Source organism: Paraburkholderia sp. BL6669N2 (assembly GCF_003387275.1).
Taxonomy (GTDB): Bacteria; Pseudomonadota; Gammaproteobacteria; order Burkholderiales; family Burkholderiaceae; genus Paraburkholderia.
Genome location: NZ_QUNA01000001.1, coordinates 4831269 through 4853416 on the forward strand (window position 1 = coordinate 4831269; position 22148 = coordinate 4853416).

Consider the following 22148-nt stretch of genomic DNA (forward strand, 5'->3'; position numbering starts at 1 on the left):
GAAGTAGCGTGATGGGCGGAATGACGGAACGGGTCGCGCAAGCGGAATGCGCCAGGCGAGTTGCACGAGGAGTATACACAGCCGGTTCTCAACCGCCGACGCTCACCCCCAAGCGTTTACAATGCTCCTTTTCGATATTCCGCCCGGCCGGCCTTCCGTCCGCCGCGCGGTAGCCGTTCCGCCTTCTCAGAGGATTCCTTGAGCGCGAAGCCAACGTTAAGCAAACCCATCGGTTCAGGCGAGGCGTCGTCGGCCGCCGTCGTCTTTAAACGGCTGTGGCCGTATATCCAGCCGCTGATCTGGGTTCTCCTCGGCGCAATCGTCGCGATGGCCGTCAGCGCCGCCACTGACGCGGCGATCCCCGCCTTGCTCAAGCCTCTGCTGGACAAGGGCTTCGGCGCGCACGCCAACGACAAGACCAAGTGGTTCGTGCCGGCCGCGGTGATCGGTCTCGCCCTGGTTCGCAGCCTGTCGCAATACGCGTCCGGCTATCTGCTCGCCTATGTGACGAACAAGATCCTGCTCGACCTGCGCCTGAAGATGTTCAGCCGCATGATTCACACGAGCGTCGCCTTCTTCCAGCGCGAAACCGCGAGTACGGTCATCAATGCGATCGTCTTCGAGGTGAACCAGATTCTCAACGTGCTGCTGAGCGTGCTGGTCACGCTGGTGCGCGATTCGCTCACCGTTGTCTTTCTGCTCGGCTATCTGTTCTATCTGAACTGGCGTTTGACGCTGATCGTCGCGGTGCTGCTGCCGGCCATCGGCTGGCTGGTCGGCAAGATCAACCGCCGCTTGCGCCGTCTGAACCGCGAGCATCAGTTGCTGACCAACGAGCTTTCGTACATCGTCGAAGAGTCGGTGGGCGGCTATAAGGTCGTCAAGGTGCACAACGGCGAGCAGTACGAGATGGACCGCTTCGAGGCAATGAGCAAGCGTCTGCGCGGCTACGCCATGCGCATGACCGTGTCCGGCGGCCTCGCGCAGCCGTTGACGCAGTTCCTTGCGTCGATCGCGCTCGCCGTCGTGATCACGATCGCGGTGGTGCAGTCGTCGTCGGATCAGACCACGGTCGGCGGCTTCGTCGCCTTCGTCACGTCGATGCTGCTGATCATCTCGCCGCTCAAGCATCTGATGGACGTGAACCAGCCGCTGCAACGCGGCATGACGGCGTGCGAGCTCATCTTCGGTTTGATCGACGAGCCGTCCGAACCGGCCGGCGGCGGCAAGCCGCTCGAGCGAGCGCGCGGCGAAGTGGAATTCCGCGGAGTCTCTTTCAATTACAGCGCCAACGCCACGCACAACCGCCACACGCTCGACCAGGTGTCGTTCAAGGTGGCGCCGGGCGAAATGGTCGCGCTCGCGGGCCCGTCGGGCAGCGGCAAGACCACGCTGGTGAATCTGCTGCCGCGCTTTTTCGATCCGACCGCCGGCCAGATCCTGGTCGACGGCGTGGCGATCCCCGAATACGATCTGCACGCGCTGCGCAGCCAGATCGCGATGGTGAGCCAGGACGTGGTGCTGTTCAACGACACGGTCGCCAATAACGTCGCCTACGGCCAAACCGCCGACCCCGAGAAGGTCAAGGCGGCGCTGCGCGCGGCCAACCTGTGGGACACCGTCGAGGCCATGCCGAAAGGCATCGACACATTGGTCGGCGACAACGGCTTGATGCTCTCGGGCGGCCAGCGGCAGCGTTTGGCAATCGCGCGCGCGATCTACAAGGACGCCCCGATCCTGATCCTCGACGAGGCGACCTCGGCGCTGGATTCCGAGTCCGAGCGACACGTGCAGGCTGCGCTGGAAACCTTGATGAAGGGCCGCACGACACTCGTCATCGCGCACCGCCTCTCGACCATCGAGCGCGCCAACCGGATCCTCGTCATGGAAGCGGGGCGCATCGTCGAGAGCGGCAGCCATCGTGAACTGCTGGCGCGAGACGGGCTGTACGCGCATCTGCACCGCATTCAGTTCCAGCAGACCACGGCCTGACGCGCGCGACACGTCGATCCGCCATTCGGCTTTCCATTCACGCGGTCCGCTGGCCCGGACCGCGCATGACTTCCCCCTTAACATTTGACGAGGCGCGGGCGCGCGCGGTCTGAATGAAGAAACTTGGACTCTCCAGTAACGCCCTGCGGCACAGCGGCGGGCTCGAGCGCTACGCCATGGACCTGGTGCGTGGCTTCGCCGCGCTCGGCGTCGAACCGGCTTTCTTCGCGCGCCGCTTCGACGCGTCGTTGCCCGAATTCAAACTGGTCGAGCCGCACCGTATCAACGTCTCGTTCCTGCCGGGCAAACTGCGCGATCGCTGGTTTTCGTGGCGCTTGCGCGCGGCGCGGCGCGCGGCGCAGGTTGATGTGCTGATCGGCTGCAACCGCGTGGACTCGTCGGAGCTGGCGATCTGCGGCGGCACGCATCTTGGTTTTCTGCGGGCGACGGGGCGCGCGCAGAAGCCTTCGGACGGCTGGCAGATCGCGCTCGAGCGCCGTCAGTACGAGCGCTCGAAAGTGGTCGTGGCGCATTCACAGTTGATGCACGACGAACTGCGCGAGCTGTACGGGGTCGACGAAGCGAAGATCCGCGTGCTGTATCCGCCCGTCGATGCCACACGCTTCGCGCCGACCGACGCCGCCACGCGCGCCGCGTTGCGCCACAAATATGGTTTCGCCGACAACGAAATCGTCCTGTTATTTCCGTCGAGCAGCCATGAGCGCAAGGGCTTGCCGCTCATCGAAGCCGCGCTGCGTGACACGTCGCTGCCCGTGGTGGTGGCCGTGGCGGGGCGGCCGCCCGCGCGCACATCCGAACGGCTGCGCTATATCGGCTACGTGAAAGAGCTCGCGGAGTGCTACCAGGCTGCGGACTTCACGATCCTCGCATCGACGTATGAGCCGTTTGGCCTGGTCGGCATCGAATCGGTGATGTGCGGCACGCCGGTCATTTTTCCGTCGAGTATCGGCTGCTGCGATGCGATCGCGCCGCACGCGAAGTTCGTTTTCGCGCCGGACGACCTCGCCGACCTGCGTGCCACTCTCGAGCGGGCAGTTCGCGCGCATCGCGACGGCACACGTCGCGCACCGTCCGAACTTGCCCGCGACGCGGTGCTTTACGACGCAAGTGTGGCCGCTCACGCAAGCGCGCTGTTGACGCTGGCGCGGCAGATCGACGCCGCGCGCTAGGACTCGTCGCTGCCTTGCCGTGTAAGGCGCGGGCGGCCCTGCTGGCGCGGTTTTGCGTCGTTCGGCGGCAGGGCCACATGTTATAATTTTGAACTACCAACGCTCGAACTCAGATCGAGCGGAACGCCCCATTTTTATTTCATCGAGCTTTCCATGCCGGCCTGGACAGGCGGCGGGCCAAAGGCGCCGCGTCCCGAGCCGCGCCAGCCCGCCGTGACGGGACCGTCGCCGTTGCACTGGAGGCCTTCGGGAAGAATACCGCTGGAGATTGTGCATGGCGAACGCGACCTCACGCCGGGTATCGGCGTACTGCAAGATCGCGGCGGGAACCCACGCGCCGATGAGCCTATGAGTCGGCTTGCCGGGCGTCTTCGTATTTTTGCGCGGGCTATCCCGCGACTGCTGATCAAGCCACTGCGCCGCGAGTCGCGGCATCCGCGCCGTATCCTGATTGCGCATCATCTGTTGCTGGGCGACACGCTGCTGCTCACGCCGTTGCTCGCCAAGTTGCGCGAGCAATACCCTCAGTCGCAGATCGTTCTCGCCTGTCCGAAGGCGATCGTGCCGCTGTACGCCGGCCGGCCCTTCGACGTCACGGCCTTGCCGTTCGATCCGCGTGATTCGAAGTCCGTGCGCGACGTTTTGCTTTCCGGCCCTTACGACCTCGGCATGGTGCTCGGCGACAATCGTCATAGCTGGCTCGCGTTGGGCGCGGGTTGCCGCTGGATCGTCGGACACTCGGGCGATCGGCCGGCCTGGAAAAACTGGCCGCTCAACCGCAGCGTGCCGTATCCCGACACGGCGGCGGCCTGGGCCGACCTCGCCACGGAACTAATCGACGGGCCGCCGCCGCGCGCTTATCGCCCGGCCGACTGGCGCGCGCCGCAACATGCGGCGCTGCCTGAGCCGTCGCTGCTGACCCAGCCTTACGTCGTGCTGCATCCGGGCGCGAGCACCAGCGTCAAACGCTGGCCCAACGCGCGCTGGCGCGAGCTGGCGCAACGCGTGGAAGCACTCGGCTATCTGCCGGTATGGACCGGCGGTCCGGGCGAGGCGGAACTGATTCGCGCGATCGACCCGGACCCGCATCATCCGAATCTGGCGGCGCGGCTCGGCCTCGGCGAGTTGTGGCATCTGTTTGCCGGCGCGCAAGCCGTGGTTTGTCCCGATACCGGCGTCGCGCATCTGGGGCGTCTGATTGGGGTGCCCACGCTCGCGCTGTTCGGGCCGGGCAACGCGCTGATTCACGGCGCGGGCCGCTATTGGCGCGAGGTGCCCTTCGTGCCGATTACGATCGCCGACATGCCGTGCCGCGATCAGCCTTTTATTTTCCGCCGAGAGGTAGCATGGGTGCGACGCTGTGATCGCAACGAGACGACCTGCGTCGCGTGGCGCGGCGACCATGCCGACTGCATGGGGCGGCTGTCGGTCGAGTCGGTATATAACGCATTGCAAAATGTTCTGGTGAAAGTGTAATGACTCACACGGCTGCGCGAGTGGAGCGCGTGTTCTGGGTTGCCTGTCCGGTCATTCTGTTCGTGGTGATGTTCGGCCACATGACGGCGATCGTCTTCAACGCGCTCGCCCTGATGGCGCTCGGCGTGGCGGCGGCGGCCTGGTCGCCCGAGCGGCCCTCGCCGCGGCACTGGCCGCTGGCGCTGCCCATCGCGGGCTGGGCCGGCTGGAGCCTTGCCTCGGTCGCGTGGTCCATGTATCCGATGATCAGTCTGCACGCGTGGTGCGACGAAGTACTCTATCCGCTGGTGTCGTTCTGGGGCTTCTGGCTATTCGGCACCCAACTGCGGCGGCCCGAGCCCGTGGTGGCCGTCAACTGGATCGCCTGCGTGGCGGTCGCCGTGATCAGCGCGCTCAACTGGGGGCATTTGCAACCACCCACCGCCAATACCTTCCCCATGCATTTCTATAACCGCGTCGGTCACACCAGCACGCTCGCGGTATTTGCCATGGCGCTGTTCGCGGGCTTCATGCTGCGGCCTCGTTGGCGCGTGATCGGCGCGAGCGGCATCGTGCTGTGCCTCTTCATTGGTCTCGCAACGCTCAACCGGTTTTTCTGGCCGGCGGCCGCCGCGACGCTGCTGGTCGCCCTGTTCCCACTGTACCGGCGGCGCCTGCCGCTGGCGCTGCTGGTCATTGCCGTGGTGGGCGCGGCCGGCATCGGCACGCTCGAACTTAGCTCCCGCCTGCGCACGGCTGCTCTGCCTCCTTCCGTGCAGCAGCCGCACGATCTGGCGATCGACGGTCATCCGGTCTATGTGCCGGGTTCGCTTTCCGCGATCGGCGACACGGTATCGGCCGACACGCGTCCGAAGCTATGGGCGTTCTATATCCACGAGGCCGAGCGCCACCGGTGGATCGGCGTGGGTTTCGGCAAGCCGCTGCCAGGTATCGTCTATCGCGGCGAAATGCCGGCCAGTCTGCTGGCGGTCGAACCGCAAGCGCTGACGCATGCGCATAACCTGTTCATCAACACGTGGTTGCAGACGGGATTCGTCGGCGTGGTGCTGCAGACCGTGCTGTTGCTGTGCCTCGTTTTGCGTTTCTGGCGGCTGCGGCGAGTCAAGCCCTGGCAGTGCGCCGCGGGCGTTGCGCTGGTGGCCGGTATGATCGCGAAAAATTCGACCGACGACTTCATGTGGCAGACCACCATGCTGGCATTCTGGGCTTTTGCGGGCCTGCTGCTAGGTTGCGCGGAACAGGCGCGCGCGCCGGGCGCAGCGTCGAGCGGGACCGCACGTGGGCAATCCACGGCGGCACGCAGTGAACAGCGGCGCGAAGCGCCAACGGCCGAGTTGGGCGAATAACCAGGATGACGAACGTGAACGCCCGCTCTATCGAAGCCGACCGCACCCCGCTGCGCATCTTGTTTCATATCAACGATTTCGGCAAAGGCGGCACCGAGACCGCGTTGCTCGCCTGGCTGAAGACGCTCGACCGGCGCCTGTTCGCGCCGAGCCTGTCGGTGGCGTATCCGACCGACGACCTGGCGTTCTGGCGCGCGCAGTCCATTCCCGAAGACGTTCCCGTCCACGTGCTCGCCTCGTCGAAATGGATGTACGCGCTGCATGACGCGGCGCGCCGGCGCAAGCTGGGCACCGGCGAGAAGTTACTGCACAAGCTGTCGACCTACGGCGCAATCCGGCCGCTGCTGGCGCTGCGTATGCGGCATCTGGTCAAGCAACACGATCTGGTTTGCGATTTCGATTTTTCGCTGCGTCATATGGCGGGCAGTGGCAACGTGCCCTGGTTCGGCGTCAACCATTTCAGCCTGGCGGCACGGCTCGGCGGCAAGAGCGCGCGGTACATCGCCCGGCGCGTGCGGCATTACGTGCGCTACTCGGCGATCACCGTGCTGATCCCCGCCATGCTGCACGAGGCGCGGGAACTCTTTTCGACAACCGGCGTGGACATGGACATTGTCGAGTTGCCGAATGTGATCGACGTCGACACGCTGCGGCAGGCGGCGCGCGCGGAGATCAAACGTCCGGCTGAGTCGTTCATCGTTTCCGTGGCGCGTCTGGACGAAGGTCAGAAGGACCATAAGACCTTGTTGCGAGCCTACGCCCAGTTGCGCGAGCGCGGCCGCTGCGAGGCGGCGCTCGTTCTGATCGGCGAAGGGCGGGACCGGCGCGAGCTGGAGCAACTCGCCGACCAACTGGGGATCGGTGCATCGGTACAGTTTCTTGGCTTCTGCGCTAATCCATTGCCCTATATCCGGCAGGCAGAAATGCTCGTGCTGAGCAGCCGCTATGAGGGTTGCGCCGTGGTGCTCGGCGAGGCGATGGCGCTCGGCACGCCGGTGCTGTCGACGGATTGCCCGACCGGTCCGCGAGATATGCTGGAAGGTGGCAAGGCCGGCCTGCTGGTGCCGATCGGCGACGTGGACGCCATGGCGCTCGCCATCGAACGCCTGCTGACGGACACCGAGCTGCGCCGCAGCGTCGCGCAAGCCGCGCTGCAAAAAGTCGAGACGTTCACGCCGCCACGCGCCAATCAGCGGATGCTGGAACTGGCGGAGCGCCTGCTGGCGAAGCAGGGTTCGCCGTCGGGCGTGCTGGAGCCTCGTTGAAGCGCAAGCTGGAGATTCACACGCCGCCAGTCACTAGCGGCAACACCGTCAGGTCTGGATGCGTGCCATCTACGATACTGCGGCCCACGTGCACGGCTTCATACACGGCTTCGTCCTCGCCGGCAAAACTCTCTTCGCCGTCGGGGTGAAACGGCACCGCATGGCCGGGAATGGCCGGGTCCGCGCCCGGATGGCAAACGTAGCCGATATACGTGTAGCGCAGATTCGCCGCGCTCGGCGTGTGCCCTTCGCTGGGCGGGTTCTTCAGGAACGGCGCTACGTGAATCTCGAATCCCTCGTACTCCACCATCTGCCAGGCTGCGGTTTGATCGGCCATGGCCGCCTCCGTCTAGTCACGCGCTTGTCAAAAAGTCTAGGTGATTTAAACGTAACGCGCGCTCAAAACGGCTACGGCTAAACCATTACGGCTTGATGGCGCCGAGTTGCTTGAGCAGCGTCAGGTTGTCTTCGAGGTGCCAGTTTTCGGCAATGTGGCCGTCTTTCACGCGATATAGATCGAAGGCCTGGAAATCGACGGTCTGGCCGTTGCCTTTGAGGTTGTGGAACTGCCCGGTGAAATGACCATGGAAATGCAGATGAACCGAGGCGCGATCGCCGGCCACCACGAGGTCGTCGATTTCCGCATGCAGGTCGGGCACGGCCGCGCGAAAACCTTTCGACGCCTGCAGCGGACCGTCGGGACCTTGCGGGCGTCCATCCGGCAAGGTGCGATCGATGAAGGCGGGCGAGAGTGCGAGTTTCGCGTAGGCCTCGTCGCCGGTATTCCAGAAGGCGGCATAGCGACGGGCGGTTCGCACGACTTCGGCGCTTTGCGCCGAGTTCGACGCGACGGCGACGTGGTGCGGCACGGGCAGGTCGGCGTCGCTGGCGGCGTGGGCGCTCAAGGCGCCGGCGAGGCTCGCGGCGATCAGCACGTGGCGGCCGATTCGCGAGAGGGATGAGGTGGGCATGGTGCGCTCCGGAGAGAGTTGAAGTGGATGAAGCGTATTCTCCGGTGTAAGGCTGTGTTTGATAATCAGTCTGTCGTTTAAAGGATTATCTGCATTTATTTGAAAATGACCGCGACGCCGTGAACGCCCGGGCGACGAAGTAACAGAGTCCTTCCAGCCGACCGCGCGACGTCTATCGTCAGATAGAATGGTGCGCTTTGCCCGTACACGACTCCGCCCATGTGGTTCAAAAACCTTCAGCTTCACCGTCTTCCCGCTCCGTGGTCCGTCACTCCGGAGCAGATGCAGAAGTGGCTCGCGCCGCACGCGTTCGCGCCCGGCAACAGCGTCGAGATGCAAAGCCATGGCTGGGCATCGCCGCGCGATAACGACTCGCTGGTGTACTCGCTCAATGGCCAGATGTTGCTGACGTTTCGCGCCGAAAAGAAACTGCTGCCGGCGTCGGTCGTCACGCAGGTGACCAAGGAGCGCGCGCTCGAACTCGAAGATCAGCAGGGCTTCAAACCCGGCCGCAAGCAGATGCGCGAACTCAAGGAACAGGTCACCGACGAACTGTTGCCGCGCGCTTTCAGCATTCGCCGCGACACGCGCGTGTGGATCGATTGCAAGAACGGCTGGCTCGTGATCGACGCCGCTTCTCAAGCAGTCGCCGATGAAGTGCGCGGCCTGCTGGTCAAGTCGATCGATCAATTGCCGCTCGGCACGGTGCGCGTCACGCATTCGCCGGTCGCGGCCATGACCGAATGGCTGCTCTCAGGCGAGGGCCCCGCCGGCTTCACGCTCGACCAGGACACCGAGTTGCGTTCGCCCACCGAAGGCAACGCGACCGTGCGCTATGTGGGACATACTTTGGATGCCGAAGATATGCGCCGTCATATCGAAGCCGGCAAGCAATGCATGCGTCTCGCGATGACGTGGAACGACCGCGTGTCGTTCGTGCTGACGCCCTCGCTGACGATCAAGCGCATCGCGCCGCTCGACGTGCTGAAGGAAGCGAGCGACCCCACCGCGCAAAACGACGACGAACGCTTCGACTCCGACGTCACGCTAATGACCGCCGAGCTCGACCGCATGCTGAGCAATCTGCTCGATGCGTTGGGTGGCGAGCAGGGCGGCGAAGCCATGCCGCAAGCCAAGGCGGCGTAAACAGCTTCTGGTTTTTTGCCTGATTGCGGGCCGGCGCGTTGAAGCCATTTCCGCGCCGGCCTTTTTTGTGGCCGATCGATCGGGGCGCGAAAGCGCATCGGCATGAGCGGCACAAAGATACACGAGCGAGGCGTGGCAAATGTGCGCTGTCGCTTAGTGGGTCACGCCCGGGCCACGCGCGCCCGCGCCGCCAAAGTGGTTAAGATGGCGATCAGCAGAACGCATCAGTCACGGAGGACTCGCAATGGTTCGTCTGGTCATGATTCTGTTGGGCGTCGATTATCTGCGCACGCGCTGGCGATCGTTGCGGATTGCCGGTTGCATCAGTTTTCTGCTCGGCGTGTTCGTGTTCATCGACGCGCTCGATAGCGCGCTCTATTTTCCCATCACCCCGTTCGTCTCGTTGCTGTTGCTCGAAGGCCTTGCCACGCTGGCCGTCGCCTGGACCGGCATGGGCGGGCAACGCACGCTGCGCTATATGAAGGGCATCGCGTTCACCACCGCCGCGGCGCTGATTCTGATCGGCCACGAGCATGGCAATTTCATTCTGTCGATGATCTTCGGCACGCTCTTTTTCGCCGATGGCCTCCTGCAGATCGTCGCGGCAAGAGTGGTCCGCTTTCGCACATGGCGGCTCGCGATGATCGGCGGCGCCGTCGAAATCGCGCTGGCGATTTTCTTCTATCAACCCTATCCGACCCACTACGTGGGCACGGTGCCGTACTGTGTCGGACTCGGGCTGATCTTTGGCGGATGGAACATGATCCTGCTGAGCACGCGGGTGCGGCGGCTGGCGTCGAACCCCGCGGTCGCCGCCGGCGATTCTGCGGCGGACGCCGGCATTGCCGCCGCGAGCGCGCTGGCCGCCAGCCGTCTGATCGCGCACGAATGGGACGGCCCGCCGGCCGCCGACGAAGCCGCGTTGACCGTGCATGTGTGGACGCCGGTCGGTTCGGCCAAGGGCGAGGCGCGCCGGCAATTGATCGTGGATCGCTATATCGCGGCGGTGGATCGCAACGGCGTGATATCGACCGGCCATGCCGCGCTCGAATCGCCCGAGGGCGTCTATATCAGCCTGTATCCCGGCGTCGAGATCGATCGTTCGCCGGACGATTTCGCGCGGCTGCTGCGTGCCACGCGCGAGAACGACATGCCGGGACTATTCCAGCCCGATTACCCGACCGAAGCGAAAGCGTGGTGTCCGTCGACGGTTCAGGTGCGCATCCGCAACTACGATCCGGTTCGCCTGAGCCGCTTCTGGGAGACATATCGACAGGACACGACTTACAACCTCACGCACCGCAACTGTTCGAGCAGCGTCTCGCGGGCACTGGAAGCCGCGATCGAAGGCGCCTCGTCGCGCGTGTGGGGCAATCTCGGCGGCTGGCAGCCGTTTTTGCGCGTGATCTCGACGCCGGAACTGTGGGTCGCCGCGCAAGTGCGCAAGCGAGCCGCGACGATGGCGTGGACACCCGGCCTCACGCTCGACTACGCGCGTGCGCTGAGCATGCTGGCCGACCCGCGGCCTTCGGGCTGGGTCAAGATGGCACGGCTCGCGGTGCGCAGAATGGTTCGCTCGCGTCAGCGGTGGCGCGAAGAGGCCCGTCACGCGCACGGTGCCGACGACGCGGCGCGCGGCACAGTGCGCGAATGACGCGCGCCAGATGCACGCCGGGTGCACGCGCTGCCCAACTTCGGCATCGCGGCAGAAATGGCAATCGCATCAACGGCTTGCAGTTTTTGCCGGATAGTTATGCACAGATTTGCGAACAGATTCTGTTGATAACTTCCCCGCGCGATGCCGCGGCCAAATGAGTACTTTCAACCAATATGGCGGGTGTATGCTCAACCCGTCAGTTTCCGTTTGAGAGCACTCGACCACACCGCAACCCGGCCGTGGCTCATTGAAGATCAAAACCGCGCCGCGCGCTTTTTGTCCGCGGCGGCAGCGGCTTTTTACAAGCGCGAACGCGATGGACACGATGAACCCGGCGGCATCCATCGGGCGGTCGGATGAATGAGCCGCAGCGTTTCACGGTGCGCCACGTCAGCGTCTACCGTTACTCGGAACCCGTGCGCTTCGGCGAACATCGCATGATGTTCCGGCCGCGCGCGAGCCACGACCTGCGGCTCGTCACCAACAAGCTGGTGATCACGCCCGAGCCGTCGCGGCTGCATTGGCTGCACGACGTGTTCGACAACTCGGTGGCGGTCGCGAGTTTCGCGGGCAAGGCGAGCGAATTGCGCTTCGACAGCGAAGTGACACTCGAGCACTTCGAAGCGCCCATGCCCGATTACGCGCTCGAGCCGTATGCGGTGAACTGGCCGTTTGCGTACACCAACGAGGAAGCGTCAGATCTCGTGAACGCGCGCAGCCGCCAGTATCCGGACAGCGACGTGGACGAATGGGCGCGCCGCTTCGTGCCGATCTTGGGCAGTTCCGCAAAGAGCGGCGGCAAAAGTGGCAAAAGCAGTGCGGGTAGTGGCGGCACGATGGCGCTGCTGCGTGCCATGACGCTCGAAATCAAGAGCACGTTTTTCTATGTGCGCCGCACGGAAAAAGGCGTAAACCGTCCCGGCGACACGTTGCGCAGCCGCAGCGGCAGTTGCCGCGATTTTGCCGTGCTGATGATGGACGCGGTGCGCTCGCTCGGCCTCGCGGCGCGCTTCGTGAGCGGCTATCTGTTCGTACCCGAGCACGACGCCACGCAAGGCGGCGGCGCGACGCACGCGTGGTTGCAGATCTATTTGCCCGGCGCCGGCTGGGTCGATTTCGATCCGACCAATAGCATCGTCGGCAATCGGCATCTGATTCGCGTGGCGGTGGCGTGGAACGCCTATCAGGCGCTGCCGTTGTGGGGCACGTGGCATGGCGCGCCGCATTCGTTTCGCGGCTTGCAGGTGGACGTGAGCGTGACCGAAGGCGAATGACCGCCAAGCAACGCGAATAAGACGAATGAACGCGCGCCGAAAATCACGGCGCGTCGAATCGAAACGTGTTTGCGGGAGTGACGCTGCGGGCGGCTCGCCGTGCGCGTCAATTGAATGTTTCAACTGGAAAAGGGCGCTGCGATGAAATTGCGCGTTGGCTACGAGCTGGTCTATGAGTGCGTGCAACCGACGCCGATGTTGCTGATGTTGAACACCCACTATTCGCACGCGAAAGAGGTGCTGAATCCTGATGTGCTGGTGGTCGATCCGCCGGTGCCGATCAGGCAGTATCGCGACTCGTTCGGCAATCTGTGCAGCCGGCTGGTGGCGCCGCCGGGAAAAATCTCTTTTTCGACGAGCGCGGTGCTGGAGGTGTCGTCCGAGCCGGAGATGCGGCCGCCGTACACCGAACAGCATCCGGTGGAAATGCTGCCCGACGATACGCTGGTCTTTCTGCTCGGCAGCCGCTATTGCGAAACCGATCTGCTCTCCGAATTCGCGTGGCAGACCTTCGGCAAGCTGCCGCTCGGCCGTGGGCGCGTGGATGCGATCTGCGACTACGTGCACAACCACATCGTGTTCGGCTACGACTTTGCGCGGCCGACCAAGACCGCCTGGCAGGCATGGCAGGAGCGCAAAGGCGTGTGCCGCGACTTCGCGCATCTGGCGGTGGCGCTATGCCGGGCCATGAATATTCCAGCGCGTTATTGCACGGGCTATATCAGCGACGTCGGCCTGCCGCCGCCGTACGCGACGATGGACTTTGCCGCGTGGTTCGAGGCCTACATCGGCGGATGCTGGCAAACCTTCGACCCGCGCAACAACGCGCCGCGCACGGGACGTGTGCTGATGGCACGCGGCCGCGACGCCGCCGACGTGGCGCTCAGCAATGCGTTCGGGCCCACGCAGTTGTTGAAGTTCGCGGTGGTATGCGAGGCGGTCTAGCTGTGTTGCGGATAACGACCTCAAGCCACCCGGGCGCTGCATAGCCCGCGCCCGAGATTAATCACGGCATTCGGGCAAGCCAACGCGGCTTCATTCCCCGAGCGCCAGTGCGCGCTTCCGCCTTCGCACCAGCGCCGCGCCGACCGATACCGCCGCGCCGATGCCGCCCATCGTCAGTGAAAGAATCACGATCAGCGGGCCGGTTTGCGCGCGCGCCGAGAACACGCCGACCAACAGACCCGCGAGGGGCTGCGTCATGTTGTTCAGAAGGATCACCACGCCGGTCGTCTTGCCGTAGTCCTGCGGCGGAATGATTCGTTGCCGCGCGCTGCGGATGTAGACGTTGAACATCTTGTCGAAGCCGACGATCAGCAGGAAGCCGAGCGCATAGCCCCACGGTGCCGTGCTCGCGCCGGCGATTACGCCGCCCGCGCAAATCGAGACGAAGGCGACCAGTCCCAGCGTGCGCGCCGGCCATGCGGCGCGTGCGATCGTCAACAGGATCAGCACCGTGGCGACAGCGCCGGCGGTCTGCAGTCCGGCATAGTAGCGATTCGACTGCGCGTGAAGGCCGGTCACCATGGCCGCGGACGTGGCGAGTGTTACGCCGATCACCAGATTTTCGGCGGCGGCGAGCAGCACGACTTTCTTCAGGCCCGGCAGCACCAGCACATGACGCAGCGCGATGCGCAGCGGCAGCGTCCAGTGGCCCGCCGCCAGAGGCGGCGGCTCCGCGGCGCGAAAACCGCTGGTGCGCTGCCAGAGCAGCAGAGCGGCATCGGCGAGAAGAAACAGCATGCCGGTTACGCCGACCACCCATTCCCAACGCCACAGGCCGAGCAGCAGCGCGGCGAGCATCGGACCGAGCACGAAGCCTAACTGGTCGGCCAACTGCGAGTAGGCGAGCACGCGCTGGAACTGTTGCGTGCTGAAGATTTGCGGCAGCATGACTTCACGTGCGACGAGGCCCTGGCTCGTCAATACGCCGCACACCGCCGAGAGTGCGATCAACCAGCCGATGCCACCAAACAACGCATAAGCGAATATGCCGCCGAAGCATGCCAGCGCCCGCACCGCCTGGCTGACGCGCATCAACCTGAGCGGCGAGATGCGATCGCACAACGCGCCGAAGAAAGGAAACACCAGATAGCGCGGCAGCGTTTCGATAAAGAACGCGAGGCCCGACCACGAGACTTGATGCGTGGTCTGGAAGACGACGAGTGGCACGAGAAACAGCAGGACCTGATCGGCGAGACGCGCGACAAAAAGCGAGCAGAAGAAAGCCTGATGGTTGACGCGCACCGTTTATGTCCCGCCGTTAATGGGTCGAGACCGATCCTATCAAAGATGGAGCTGTCGCGCGCTTCGTCCGCTCGCTGCGCTGTGAATGCACAGCGCATGCAAGCAGCCCGCGCGCCGACGGCGCGCGGTCAGGGGCGCACTTCAATCGCCGCGATAAGCCGCTTCGAGCGGCGCGATATCGAGCTTGACCATGCTCATCATCTGTTTCATCACGCGGCTCGCCTTGACGGTGTCCGGGTCGCGCAGCATCTCGCCGAGTACGTCGGGCGCGATCTGCCACGAGACGCCGAAGCGGTCCTGAAGCCAGCCGCATTGCCACTCCTTGCCGCCGTCCAGAAGCTTCGTCCAGTAACGGTCGATTTCCTCTTGCGAATTGCAGTGCACGAACAGCGAAATTGCCGGTGTGAAGGGGAACTGCGGGCCGCCGTTCAGGGCCATGAACTCCTGGCCCTCGATCTCGAACGTGATGGCCAGCACGTCGCCCGCCGGCCCGGGTCCGGCGTCCGTGTAATGCATGGTGGTGGCAATGCGGGAATCGGAAAACACGGACGTATAGAAGCGGGCGGCCTCTTCGGCATTGCCGTCGAACCACAGGCACGGCGCAATCTTTTGCATGACGTTTCTCCTCCTTCTCACCGAACGGACCGCGCCTTACTTCATGCAGTCCATCATGGCTTTCTGGATTTCTTCCGGGCTCAGGTCGCGCTTGTGCGTGGCCAACGACCAGCTATGGCCGAACGGGTCTTTCACCTGGCCGTACCGGTCGCCCCAGAACATGTCGGTGACGGGCATGACGACGGTCGCGCCGGCGTCGACGGCCTGCTTGAAGCTGGCGTCGACATCTTCCACATAGTAGTGAATCGTAACCGGCGTGCCTTTCAGCGTGTTCGGGCCGAACGACTGGTGCTCGGGCCATTCGTCGGTCAGCATCAGCATGGAATCGCCGATCTTCAGCGTGGCATGCATGACCTTGCCGCCGGGGCCGGGCAGGCGGACCTGTTCGACGGCGTTGAAGGCCTTGGTGTAGAACGCGATGGCGTCCGCGGCGTTGGCGCAGATCAGATACGGGGTGAGTGAGTGCATCCCGTCGGGGATCGGTTTGACAGCGTTGCTGGACATGACGGCGACTCCTTGAAGTAACAGGTTCGTGAGTTGAAAGACCGACTCGGTCGAGTCAGGTCTTCAACGTTACGACGGTTACGTGACCGATGAATCGACACTCCGGGAAAAATATTTTTCAGGCGCGCGTCTCAACCGGCCGGATTGTCCTCGTCCGGCGGCGCGGCGGACGGCGCCGGCGTGCCACCACGCGGCGCGCCGAGGATGCTGATCTGGAACGTCGGCGTCGCCGCGAGCGATTGCAACGTGGCGTCTTCGGGAATGTGTTCGAACAGCGGCAGAATCACCGAGCCGCCGATCACCGCGCGCCGGCTGTCGTCGGCGGGCCGCAAGCCCCATACGTCCTGATAGACGACCGGCACCGCGCTGCCGTTGCGGGTGGTGTTGCCGATATACAGCATTACATGCCCACCGATGTAGATCAGCGTGCGCAACGGCTCGCCGTGCTGCGCCAGATAGTCGAGCCGCTGCGCGGGCGTGGACGACGACAGGTCGATCATGCGGCCGGCGCTCATCTGCGTGGACGAATGGCGCGGCAGCCAGACGCCGAACGCGGCGAAGATGCTTTGCAGTTCCGACGAACAGTCGTTGTAGAGCCCGCTATTGCCCCAGCCGTAGGGACGGCCGATCAGCGTTTTCATCAGCATCGCCAGATGGCGCGGCGTGGCGGCGAGCGGCGCCGGCGCGATTTGCGCGTCGCTCAGGGCGGCGGTGCGGATCAGCGCCTGGCCGTCCGCGTCGCGGGCCGGGACGAGTATTTGACGCGCCGCTGCCGGCTCGGTTGCGGCGCCAATGTCGCTCGCGGCAGGCCTGGTTTGCGCCGGCCGCGGGGCATTGGCGGGCACGATCGGCAGCAGCGTGCCGGCCGGCGCGTCGAAGCGGAACACGCCGCGGCTGTCGCGCACCGGCGCCGACGCCACGATCACCGCACCGAGCGCTTTGCCCGTTGCGGCGCGCCATGTATCGACGAAGCGATCGTCGGCCATGCCGACGCCGTCGCTGCGCACCCAGCCTTGCACATCGGGCGTCTGCACGTAATGCCACGCGCCGTCGACGCTGCCGCCGAGCACGTATAGCGGCGTGCCGGGACGCACGGCCGAGATCTGCAGGTTGTCGAACGGATAGCCTTCGCCGGCCAGGCGGTGGTCGTAGAACGACGGGTCGGTGGTCGGCAGTTCGCGCACCATCAGGTTGCTGGTGGCGATCGCGCGGCGCTGCGGCTGATAAACGGCCGTCTGCGAGAACTGCGCGACATTCATGTTTTGCGCGATGGCGTCGATCCACGCCTTGTCGTGCGGCCGGAAATTTTCGCCGTAGCCGATGTCCGCGCCGCTCTTGCCGGTGTTATCGAACCTGGCGACGCGCCGCTGCTGCAACGCGGCAATGTCTGCGCCTTGCTGGCGATAGACGCGCATCGTCACGAAACTGGCATTCCAAGGCGAGGGCGCCGCGGTGCCGGTGCCGAAGTAGCGCGCGTAGAGCGCCTTGAAGTGCGCCTGCTGTTCCGCCGGATTCAGGAACGGCTGGTCGTAGCCTGGACTGTCCGGTTCGAGCCAGTGATCGACGTTCTGGTCGTAATGCGCGATCGGGAACAGCGTGACGGTGTCGAGTTGGGTGTGCGTGTCATGCGTCGGCGACGGGTTGCTGCACGCGGTGATCGCGGCGAGCATGGCGCATAGCGCGGCGCCGCGACGGGCGCTCGGCCAGGCGGCGGCAAGGCGGGATGGAACGGCAACGGGCATAGGTTTCGGCGAAGAAGGTCCAGGGCACGATGATACGGTGTCGGCGCATTGTGCGGCACGTTCGACCGGCGCCGCGCTGTGCACACCCATGCATAATGCTTATGTGGTTTCATTGGGCGTTCGCATTGTTCATAGCGGCTGCGCGATACCGCGCTTTACGCGCAGCTTTCCGCAACCGGCGAGCATTTCACGACGCTCACCGCTCAACCCGACAGATGGCTTCCAACCAACGTTCGTACGAGGTCGCCTAACCAAGGAGAACAACATGCAAACCAGCGCGCGCAATCAATTCGCCGGCGAGATCACGGAACTCAAACATGGCGCCGTGAACGACGAAGTCACGCTGCGCACCCAGGACGGCCTGGAGATGGTGTCGATCATCACCCATGGCAGCGCAACGTCGCTCGGTCTCGCGGTGGGCAAACAAGCCTTTGCGCTGGTCAAGGCGTCGTCGGTGATCGTGATGGTCGACGTCGCGAAGAATCAGGTGTCGGCGCGCAATTGCATCGCCGGTACGGTGTCGGCGCTCACGAAGGGCGCGGTGAATTGCGAAGTGTCGATCAGCGCGGGCGGCGCGCAGATCGCGGCGATCATCACCAATGAGAGCGTCGATCGCCTCGCTCTCGCGAACGGCAAAGCGGCGACGGCGATCTTTAAGGCATCGAGCGTGATCATCGGCGTCGATCAGTAGTCGTCGTGTGGTTTTTCCGTTGGCTTCCGCTATGCGCGGAGGCCGACGGGTCTGACGGAACCGGAAGGAGAGCGAGCTTTGCTGTGTGCCCGGCGCCGCGCGTGTGCGCGTCGTGAAGGAAACGGCGGCTTGCTTTAAACTGCACGACTCGCTGTTCCTCCTTCCGCTTTCATCACGGACGCCGTCATGTTCGAAGTCTCCTCCGCCTCGCATCTGCCCAAAGCCGCGCACTACGAAGAACTGGTCGCGCAGGCGCGCTCGCTGCTCGCCGGCGAAACCGACTGGATCGCCAACGCCGCGAATTTTTCTGCCTTCGTGTTTCATTCGCTCAGCGATCTGAACTGGGCCGGCTTCTATTTCCACGACGGTCGGGAACTGGTCGTCGGACCGTTCCAGGGCAAGCCCGCGTGCGTGCGAATTCCGCTCGGCAAGGGCGTCTGCGGCACGGCCGCGCAGACCCGCGAGACGCAGGTGGTGCGCGATGTGCACGAGTTTCCCGGCCATATCGCCTGCGATTCGGCCTCGCAATCGGAAATCGTCGTGCCGCTCGTCGCGCCGGACGGCACGCTGATCGGCGTGTGGGATGTGGACAGCCCGAGCGTCGCGCGCTTCGACGAAGAAGACGCGAAGGGCATGGAAGCACTGTGCGCGGTGTTCATCGAAGCAGCGCTTCCGCGCGCCGCGTAAAAAACGGAACAGCGGCGCCTTCTGCTTTTCCGTATATCGAGTGAATGCAGTTCCGGGATCGGTCGGCGGATCTTATCCCGCCATCGTTCTCTCCAACGCGCTCGAGACGCTCACGAGCGCGACGAACCGCCACCAGGTTCTGGCGACACGCATGCGTTCCGCCACCGCTGCCACCGCCAGCCCGCTGACATTTCAACGTCCCCCGCCGCGGCCAATTCGGCGGGGGCGCGAAAGCCGTTATCATACGCACGGTTGCCCGCAACATCGGACCGGAATTTCGGGGCTACTGGTTGCGCCCACGCGTCAAAAAACGCTCGATCGCTTTCACTACTCAGGAAAATCAAAGGCCGGCGCGATGCACGTCCCCCTCTACGCTGAAACGCGTACGCGCGATGCCGCGCTTGCGTCGGCGCCGTATGGCATGTTTACCTGCACCGCGGACGGCACGTTCGACTCCATCAACGCCGCTTTCGAGAAGCTGACGGGATGGACGGCTGAAGAACTGATCGGTCGGCGCACCTTCGAGTCTTTGTTCGATCCCGCCGAACTGGCCAAACGCCGCACCGAATTGCCGCCGCTTGCCATGGTGACTTCGCGCTATGAAGGCGAGTGGAGGTTTTTGCGGCGCAACGGTACGCCGGTTCGCGTGGTGCTGGCGTTGGCGCCGCTCGTCACCGAGCCCGCGCAGGCTGCTTGTCCGGCGCTGTACGTGGGCATCGCCATCGACATGACGCGTTACGCGCAATCGGAAGCGCGTCTCTGGTACGTCGCGCATCACGACGGCGTGACCCGCCTGCCGAATCAAACGCTCTTCACCGAACGGCTGGAACTGACGATTGCGCGTTGCGAGCGTAGCGGCAGCGGCTTTACCGTGCTGATCGCCGAACTCGATCATCTGCGCAAACTGCGCGACGCGCTCGGCTTGCATGCGGCTGAACTCGTGCTGCAGATTGTTGGCGAACGCTTGCGCGGTCTCTTTCCGAACGACGGCACGATCGCTTCGATCGGCGGCACGCAGTTCGCGTTGCTCGTCAACGAAACCGGCCCGGCGGCCGATGCGTTCGCCGCCGAAGCGCTAGGGCGCATCGCCGAGGCGATCGACTACGCCGGCACCGCGTTGACCATTACCGCGAGCATCGGCATCGTGGCTTATCCGGCCGACGGCGGCGATGCGCCTACGCTGATGCGTCGCGCGGGCGTGGCGCTGTCGGCGGCTTCGGCGGTGAACGGCAACGCGGTGCGGCGGTTTTCCACAGCGCTCGAAGGCCAGGCCGCGCGCCGCTTCGAACTGCAGACCATGTTGCGCGACGCAATCGAGCGTCAGCAACTGCATCTCGTGTATCAGCCGCAGGTTACGCTTTCCAACGGTCACATCGCGCAAGTGGAGGCGCTGCTGCGCTGGAACCATCCGCAACGCGGCCTGATCAGTCCCGTCGAATTCGTGCCGGTTGCGGAGGAGGCGGGTTTGATCGAGCAGATCGGCGAGTGGGTGATCCGCACCGCGTGCCGCGACGCCGGCAAGTTGCTGCGGCTGACAGGCAACTTGCCGCGCTTCGCGGTGAACGTCTCGCCGCAGCAGTTCCAGCGGCACAATCTGTTCGAAACGATCCGCGAGGCATTGGAAGATGCCGCGCTCGACCCCTCGTATCTTGAAGTGGAAATCACCGAGGGCGTGCTGCTCGGTGACACCGAGCAGGCTTTGCAAACGCTTTTTGCCCTGCGCGATCTGGGCGTGGAAGTCGCAGTGGACGACTTCGGCACCGGCTATTCGAGCCTCGCTTATCTGACGCGTTTTCCGCTGAACCGTTTGAAAATCGACCGCTCGTTTGTGATGCGCATGAGCACCGATCCGCAGTGCGCGGCCCTGGTGGGCGCCATCATCGCGATGGCGCACGCGCTCAAACTGCGCGTGACGGCCGAAGGCGTCGAAACGGCCGAGCAGGCCGCCCAACTCGAAGCGCTCGGTTGCGATGAAGCGCAAGGCTTCTGGTTCTCGCGACCGGTTACTGTCGCAGCACTGCGTAATCTGCTGAGGCCTTTGGGCACTGTTTGAAGCCGGGTTGCCGGCAGCATGGATCGCCGTGCGCGCGGATGTGCTTAGCCATCCGTATCAATTCTGCAATCGATGCAACGCGTCGCCGCGATGCACGGCATGCTTGCCACTCTTCTCGCTTTGTACCTCGTAATGTGGGTCGGATGTCGAGGCATCGACGGTTCTGCCATCCACGGTCGTATGAGTTGAAATGACACGCACGACTTTGCCGTGCGTGACGCCTTGCGGCGTGTTCCAACTGACACGGTCGCCAGACTTCAGATGTTGGGACATGTGGCGCTCCTTTTTGCCGGCCAACGGCAGCAGTGAGACTGCCTTGCTGATCAGGCTTCGCATGATTCGCACAGTGACTGTTCGCATGGGCCAGCAAGCCGCGTGCCTTCGCACGTGAAATGTAAGGGGTGGGAACGTATCCTGCTTGGATGCGTCAGGGCACTTACACCGTAACGGAGCGAAGACTCGAGATGAACGATCTCTTAACCCGACTCTTTCACTTCCAGCCGTCGTTGCTCGTCACGCTGACGCACGACGCCCTTCATATCGTGCTGGCCGTGCTGATCCTCGCGGTCGGCTGGTGGCTGTCGAACCGCATTGGCGCCATGTTTGCGCGCACGCTCGCGCGTACGCATGCTGACCCGACGCTCGCACCGATGCTCGCGGCCATGAGCACTTGGGCCGTACGCGTGCTCGTATTCATCGCTGCGCTCGGCGAAGTCGGCATCGCCACGGCGAGCGTGCTCGCGGTGCTCGGCGCCGCCGGTCTCGCGATCGGACTCGCGCTGCAAGGCACGCTACAAAATATCGCGGCCGGCATGATGCTGTTGATGCTGCGTCCGTTTCGCGTCGGCGACGTGATCGAGGGCAGCGGCGCGGCAGCGGGCATTGTGCGCGAAGTGGGGCTCTTCACGACGCGCATCGAACGCGGCGACGGCAATGCCGTGTTCGTGCCGAATAGCCATATCTGGAGCAATCCGGTGATCAACTACAGCAGCGGCGGCACGCAGCGCATCGAGGTCGAAGTGGGCCTCGCGCAGCGCAAGGATGTCGACGCCGCGATCGGCGAATTGAAGAAACTCGTCGCCGACGAACCGCGCGTGCTGAGCGGCGCCACGCTCGCGCCGATCGTCACGGTCGCCGACTATCCGGACGATGGCGGCGCGACGCTGCGCATCGCGGCGTGGGTGCGCACGCCGGACGCGTCGCTGACCAGCGGCGACCTGCATGAGCACGCGCAGGCCGCGCTCGAACAGGCCGGTTGCCCGGTTGCGGCTTAGGTCGCGGCGCTGTCTTTA

20 protein-coding genes are annotated in these 22148 nt (G+C 64.3%); 13 read left to right on the forward strand and 7 right to left on the reverse strand.

Features of this window, described 5'->3' with window-relative positions; translation table 11 throughout:
- Nucleotides 1-198: 198 nt before the first annotated feature.
- The 5 genes from msbA to B0G80_RS21865 all read left to right on the forward strand — a co-directional run bounded on the left by msbA (nt 199) and on the right by B0G80_RS21865 (nt 7269).
- Nucleotides 199-1992, forward strand: coding sequence for a lipid A export permease/ATP-binding protein MsbA (gene msbA, locus B0G80_RS21845; protein WP_116119381.1), 1794 nt, complete (start codon nt 199-201; stop codon nt 1990-1992).
- A 113-nt stretch (nt 1993-2105) separates the two neighbouring features.
- Nucleotides 2106-3182: a glycosyltransferase family 4 protein gene (locus B0G80_RS21850; RefSeq protein ID WP_116119382.1), complete on the forward strand. Its 1077-nt coding sequence runs from the start codon at nt 2106-2108 to the stop codon at nt 3180-3182.
- A 348-nt stretch (nt 3183-3530) separates the two neighbouring features.
- Nucleotides 3531-4658, forward strand: a complete 1128-nt coding sequence (locus tag B0G80_RS21855; RefSeq protein WP_116119825.1) for a glycosyltransferase family 9 protein — start codon at nt 3531-3533, stop codon at nt 4656-4658.
- Nucleotides 4658-6004: an O-antigen ligase gene (locus B0G80_RS21860; protein ID WP_116119383.1), complete on the forward strand. Its 1347-nt coding sequence runs from the start codon at nt 4658-4660 to the stop codon at nt 6002-6004. Before B0G80_RS21855 ends, B0G80_RS21860 begins: the two co-directional genes overlap by 1 nt.
- 5 nt (nt 6005-6009) lie before the next feature.
- Nucleotides 6010-7269, forward strand: a complete 1260-nt coding sequence (locus B0G80_RS21865; protein WP_116119384.1) for a glycosyltransferase — start codon at nt 6010-6012, stop codon at nt 7267-7269.
- 16 nt (nt 7270-7285) lie between these two features.
- On the opposite strand, the gene B0G80_RS21870 is transcribed toward B0G80_RS21865, so the two are convergent.
- Nucleotides 7286-7606 (reverse strand): hypothetical protein, encoded by a 321-nt coding sequence (locus tag B0G80_RS21870; RefSeq protein WP_116119385.1) that lies wholly within the window; start codon nt 7604-7606, stop codon nt 7286-7288.
- 85 nt (nt 7607-7691) lie between these two features.
- Complete coding sequence (locus B0G80_RS21875) at nt 7692-8240, reverse strand: ester cyclase (RefSeq protein WP_116119386.1); 549 nt, start codon at nt 8238-8240, stop codon at nt 7692-7694.
- A gap of 219 nt (nt 8241-8459) precedes the next feature.
- Between B0G80_RS21875 and B0G80_RS21880 the strand changes: the two genes are divergently transcribed.
- The 4 genes from B0G80_RS21880 to B0G80_RS21900 all read left to right on the forward strand — a co-directional run bounded on the left by B0G80_RS21880 (nt 8460) and on the right by B0G80_RS21900 (nt 13262).
- Nucleotides 8460-9386, forward strand: coding sequence for a recombination-associated protein RdgC (locus B0G80_RS21880; RefSeq protein WP_116119387.1), 927 nt, complete (start codon nt 8460-8462; stop codon nt 9384-9386).
- Between the two features lie 244 nt (nt 9387-9630).
- Nucleotides 9631-11040, forward strand: coding sequence for an HdeD family acid-resistance protein (locus tag B0G80_RS21885; protein ID WP_116119388.1), 1410 nt, complete (start codon nt 9631-9633; stop codon nt 11038-11040).
- A gap of 359 nt (nt 11041-11399) precedes the next feature.
- Nucleotides 11400-12317: a transglutaminase family protein gene (locus B0G80_RS21895; RefSeq protein ID WP_116119390.1), complete on the forward strand. Its 918-nt coding sequence runs from the start codon at nt 11400-11402 to the stop codon at nt 12315-12317.
- Between the two features lie 141 nt (nt 12318-12458).
- The gene (locus tag B0G80_RS21900) at nt 12459-13262 is read left to right on the forward strand and encodes a transglutaminase family protein (RefSeq protein ID WP_106280454.1); all 804 of its coding nucleotides are present in this window, start codon (nt 12459-12461) and stop codon (nt 13260-13262) included.
- Between the two features lie 90 nt (nt 13263-13352).
- On the opposite strand, the gene B0G80_RS21905 is transcribed toward B0G80_RS21900, so the two are convergent.
- The 4 genes from B0G80_RS21905 to B0G80_RS21920 all read right to left on the reverse strand — a co-directional run bounded on the left by B0G80_RS21905 (nt 13353) and on the right by B0G80_RS21920 (nt 17425).
- A complete protein-coding gene (locus B0G80_RS21905) occupies nt 13353-14564 on the reverse strand; it encodes an MFS transporter (RefSeq protein WP_116119391.1) in 1212 nt (403 codons plus the stop codon).
- Nucleotides 14565-14705: 141 nt separating this feature from the next.
- Nucleotides 14706-15179, reverse strand: coding sequence for a VOC family protein (locus B0G80_RS21910; RefSeq protein WP_116119392.1), 474 nt, complete (start codon nt 15177-15179; stop codon nt 14706-14708).
- A 36-nt stretch (nt 15180-15215) separates the two neighbouring features.
- The gene (locus B0G80_RS21915; protein ID WP_106280270.1) at nt 15216-15683 is read right to left on the reverse strand and encodes a VOC family protein; all 468 of its coding nucleotides are present in this window, start codon (nt 15681-15683) and stop codon (nt 15216-15218) included.
- A 131-nt stretch (nt 15684-15814) separates the two neighbouring features.
- Complete coding sequence (locus B0G80_RS21920) at nt 15815-17425, reverse strand: SH3 domain-containing C40 family peptidase (RefSeq protein WP_181919999.1); 1611 nt, start codon at nt 17423-17425, stop codon at nt 15815-15817.
- A gap of 265 nt (nt 17426-17690) precedes the next feature.
- Here B0G80_RS21920 and B0G80_RS21925 point away from each other — a divergent pair, with 265 nt between their 5' ends.
- The 3 genes from B0G80_RS21925 (at nt 17691) to B0G80_RS21935 (ending at nt 20856) form a co-directional block, all read left to right on the forward strand.
- Nucleotides 17691-18116, forward strand: a complete 426-nt coding sequence (locus B0G80_RS21925; RefSeq protein WP_116119394.1) for a molybdopterin-binding protein — start codon at nt 17691-17693, stop codon at nt 18114-18116.
- A 186-nt stretch (nt 18117-18302) separates the two neighbouring features.
- The gene (locus B0G80_RS21930) at nt 18303-18803 is read left to right on the forward strand and encodes a GAF domain-containing protein (protein WP_106280276.1); all 501 of its coding nucleotides are present in this window, start codon (nt 18303-18305) and stop codon (nt 18801-18803) included.
- A gap of 355 nt (nt 18804-19158) precedes the next feature.
- Nucleotides 19159-20856, forward strand: a complete 1698-nt coding sequence (locus tag B0G80_RS21935) for a bifunctional diguanylate cyclase/phosphodiesterase (protein WP_116119826.1) — start codon at nt 19159-19161, stop codon at nt 20854-20856.
- 57 nt (nt 20857-20913) lie between these two features.
- Here the strand turns inward: B0G80_RS21935 and B0G80_RS21940 are convergent, their stop codons facing one another.
- The gene (locus B0G80_RS21940) at nt 20914-21129 is read right to left on the reverse strand and encodes a DUF2945 domain-containing protein (RefSeq protein WP_116119827.1); all 216 of its coding nucleotides are present in this window, start codon (nt 21127-21129) and stop codon (nt 20914-20916) included.
- 191 nt (nt 21130-21320) lie between these two features.
- Here B0G80_RS21940 and B0G80_RS21945 point away from each other — a divergent pair, with 191 nt between their 5' ends.
- On the forward strand, nt 21321-22130 hold the full coding sequence (locus B0G80_RS21945) for a mechanosensitive ion channel family protein (RefSeq protein WP_116119395.1): 810 nt from the start codon (nt 21321-21323) through the stop codon (nt 22128-22130).
- Nucleotides 22131-22148: the final 18 nt, after the last annotated feature.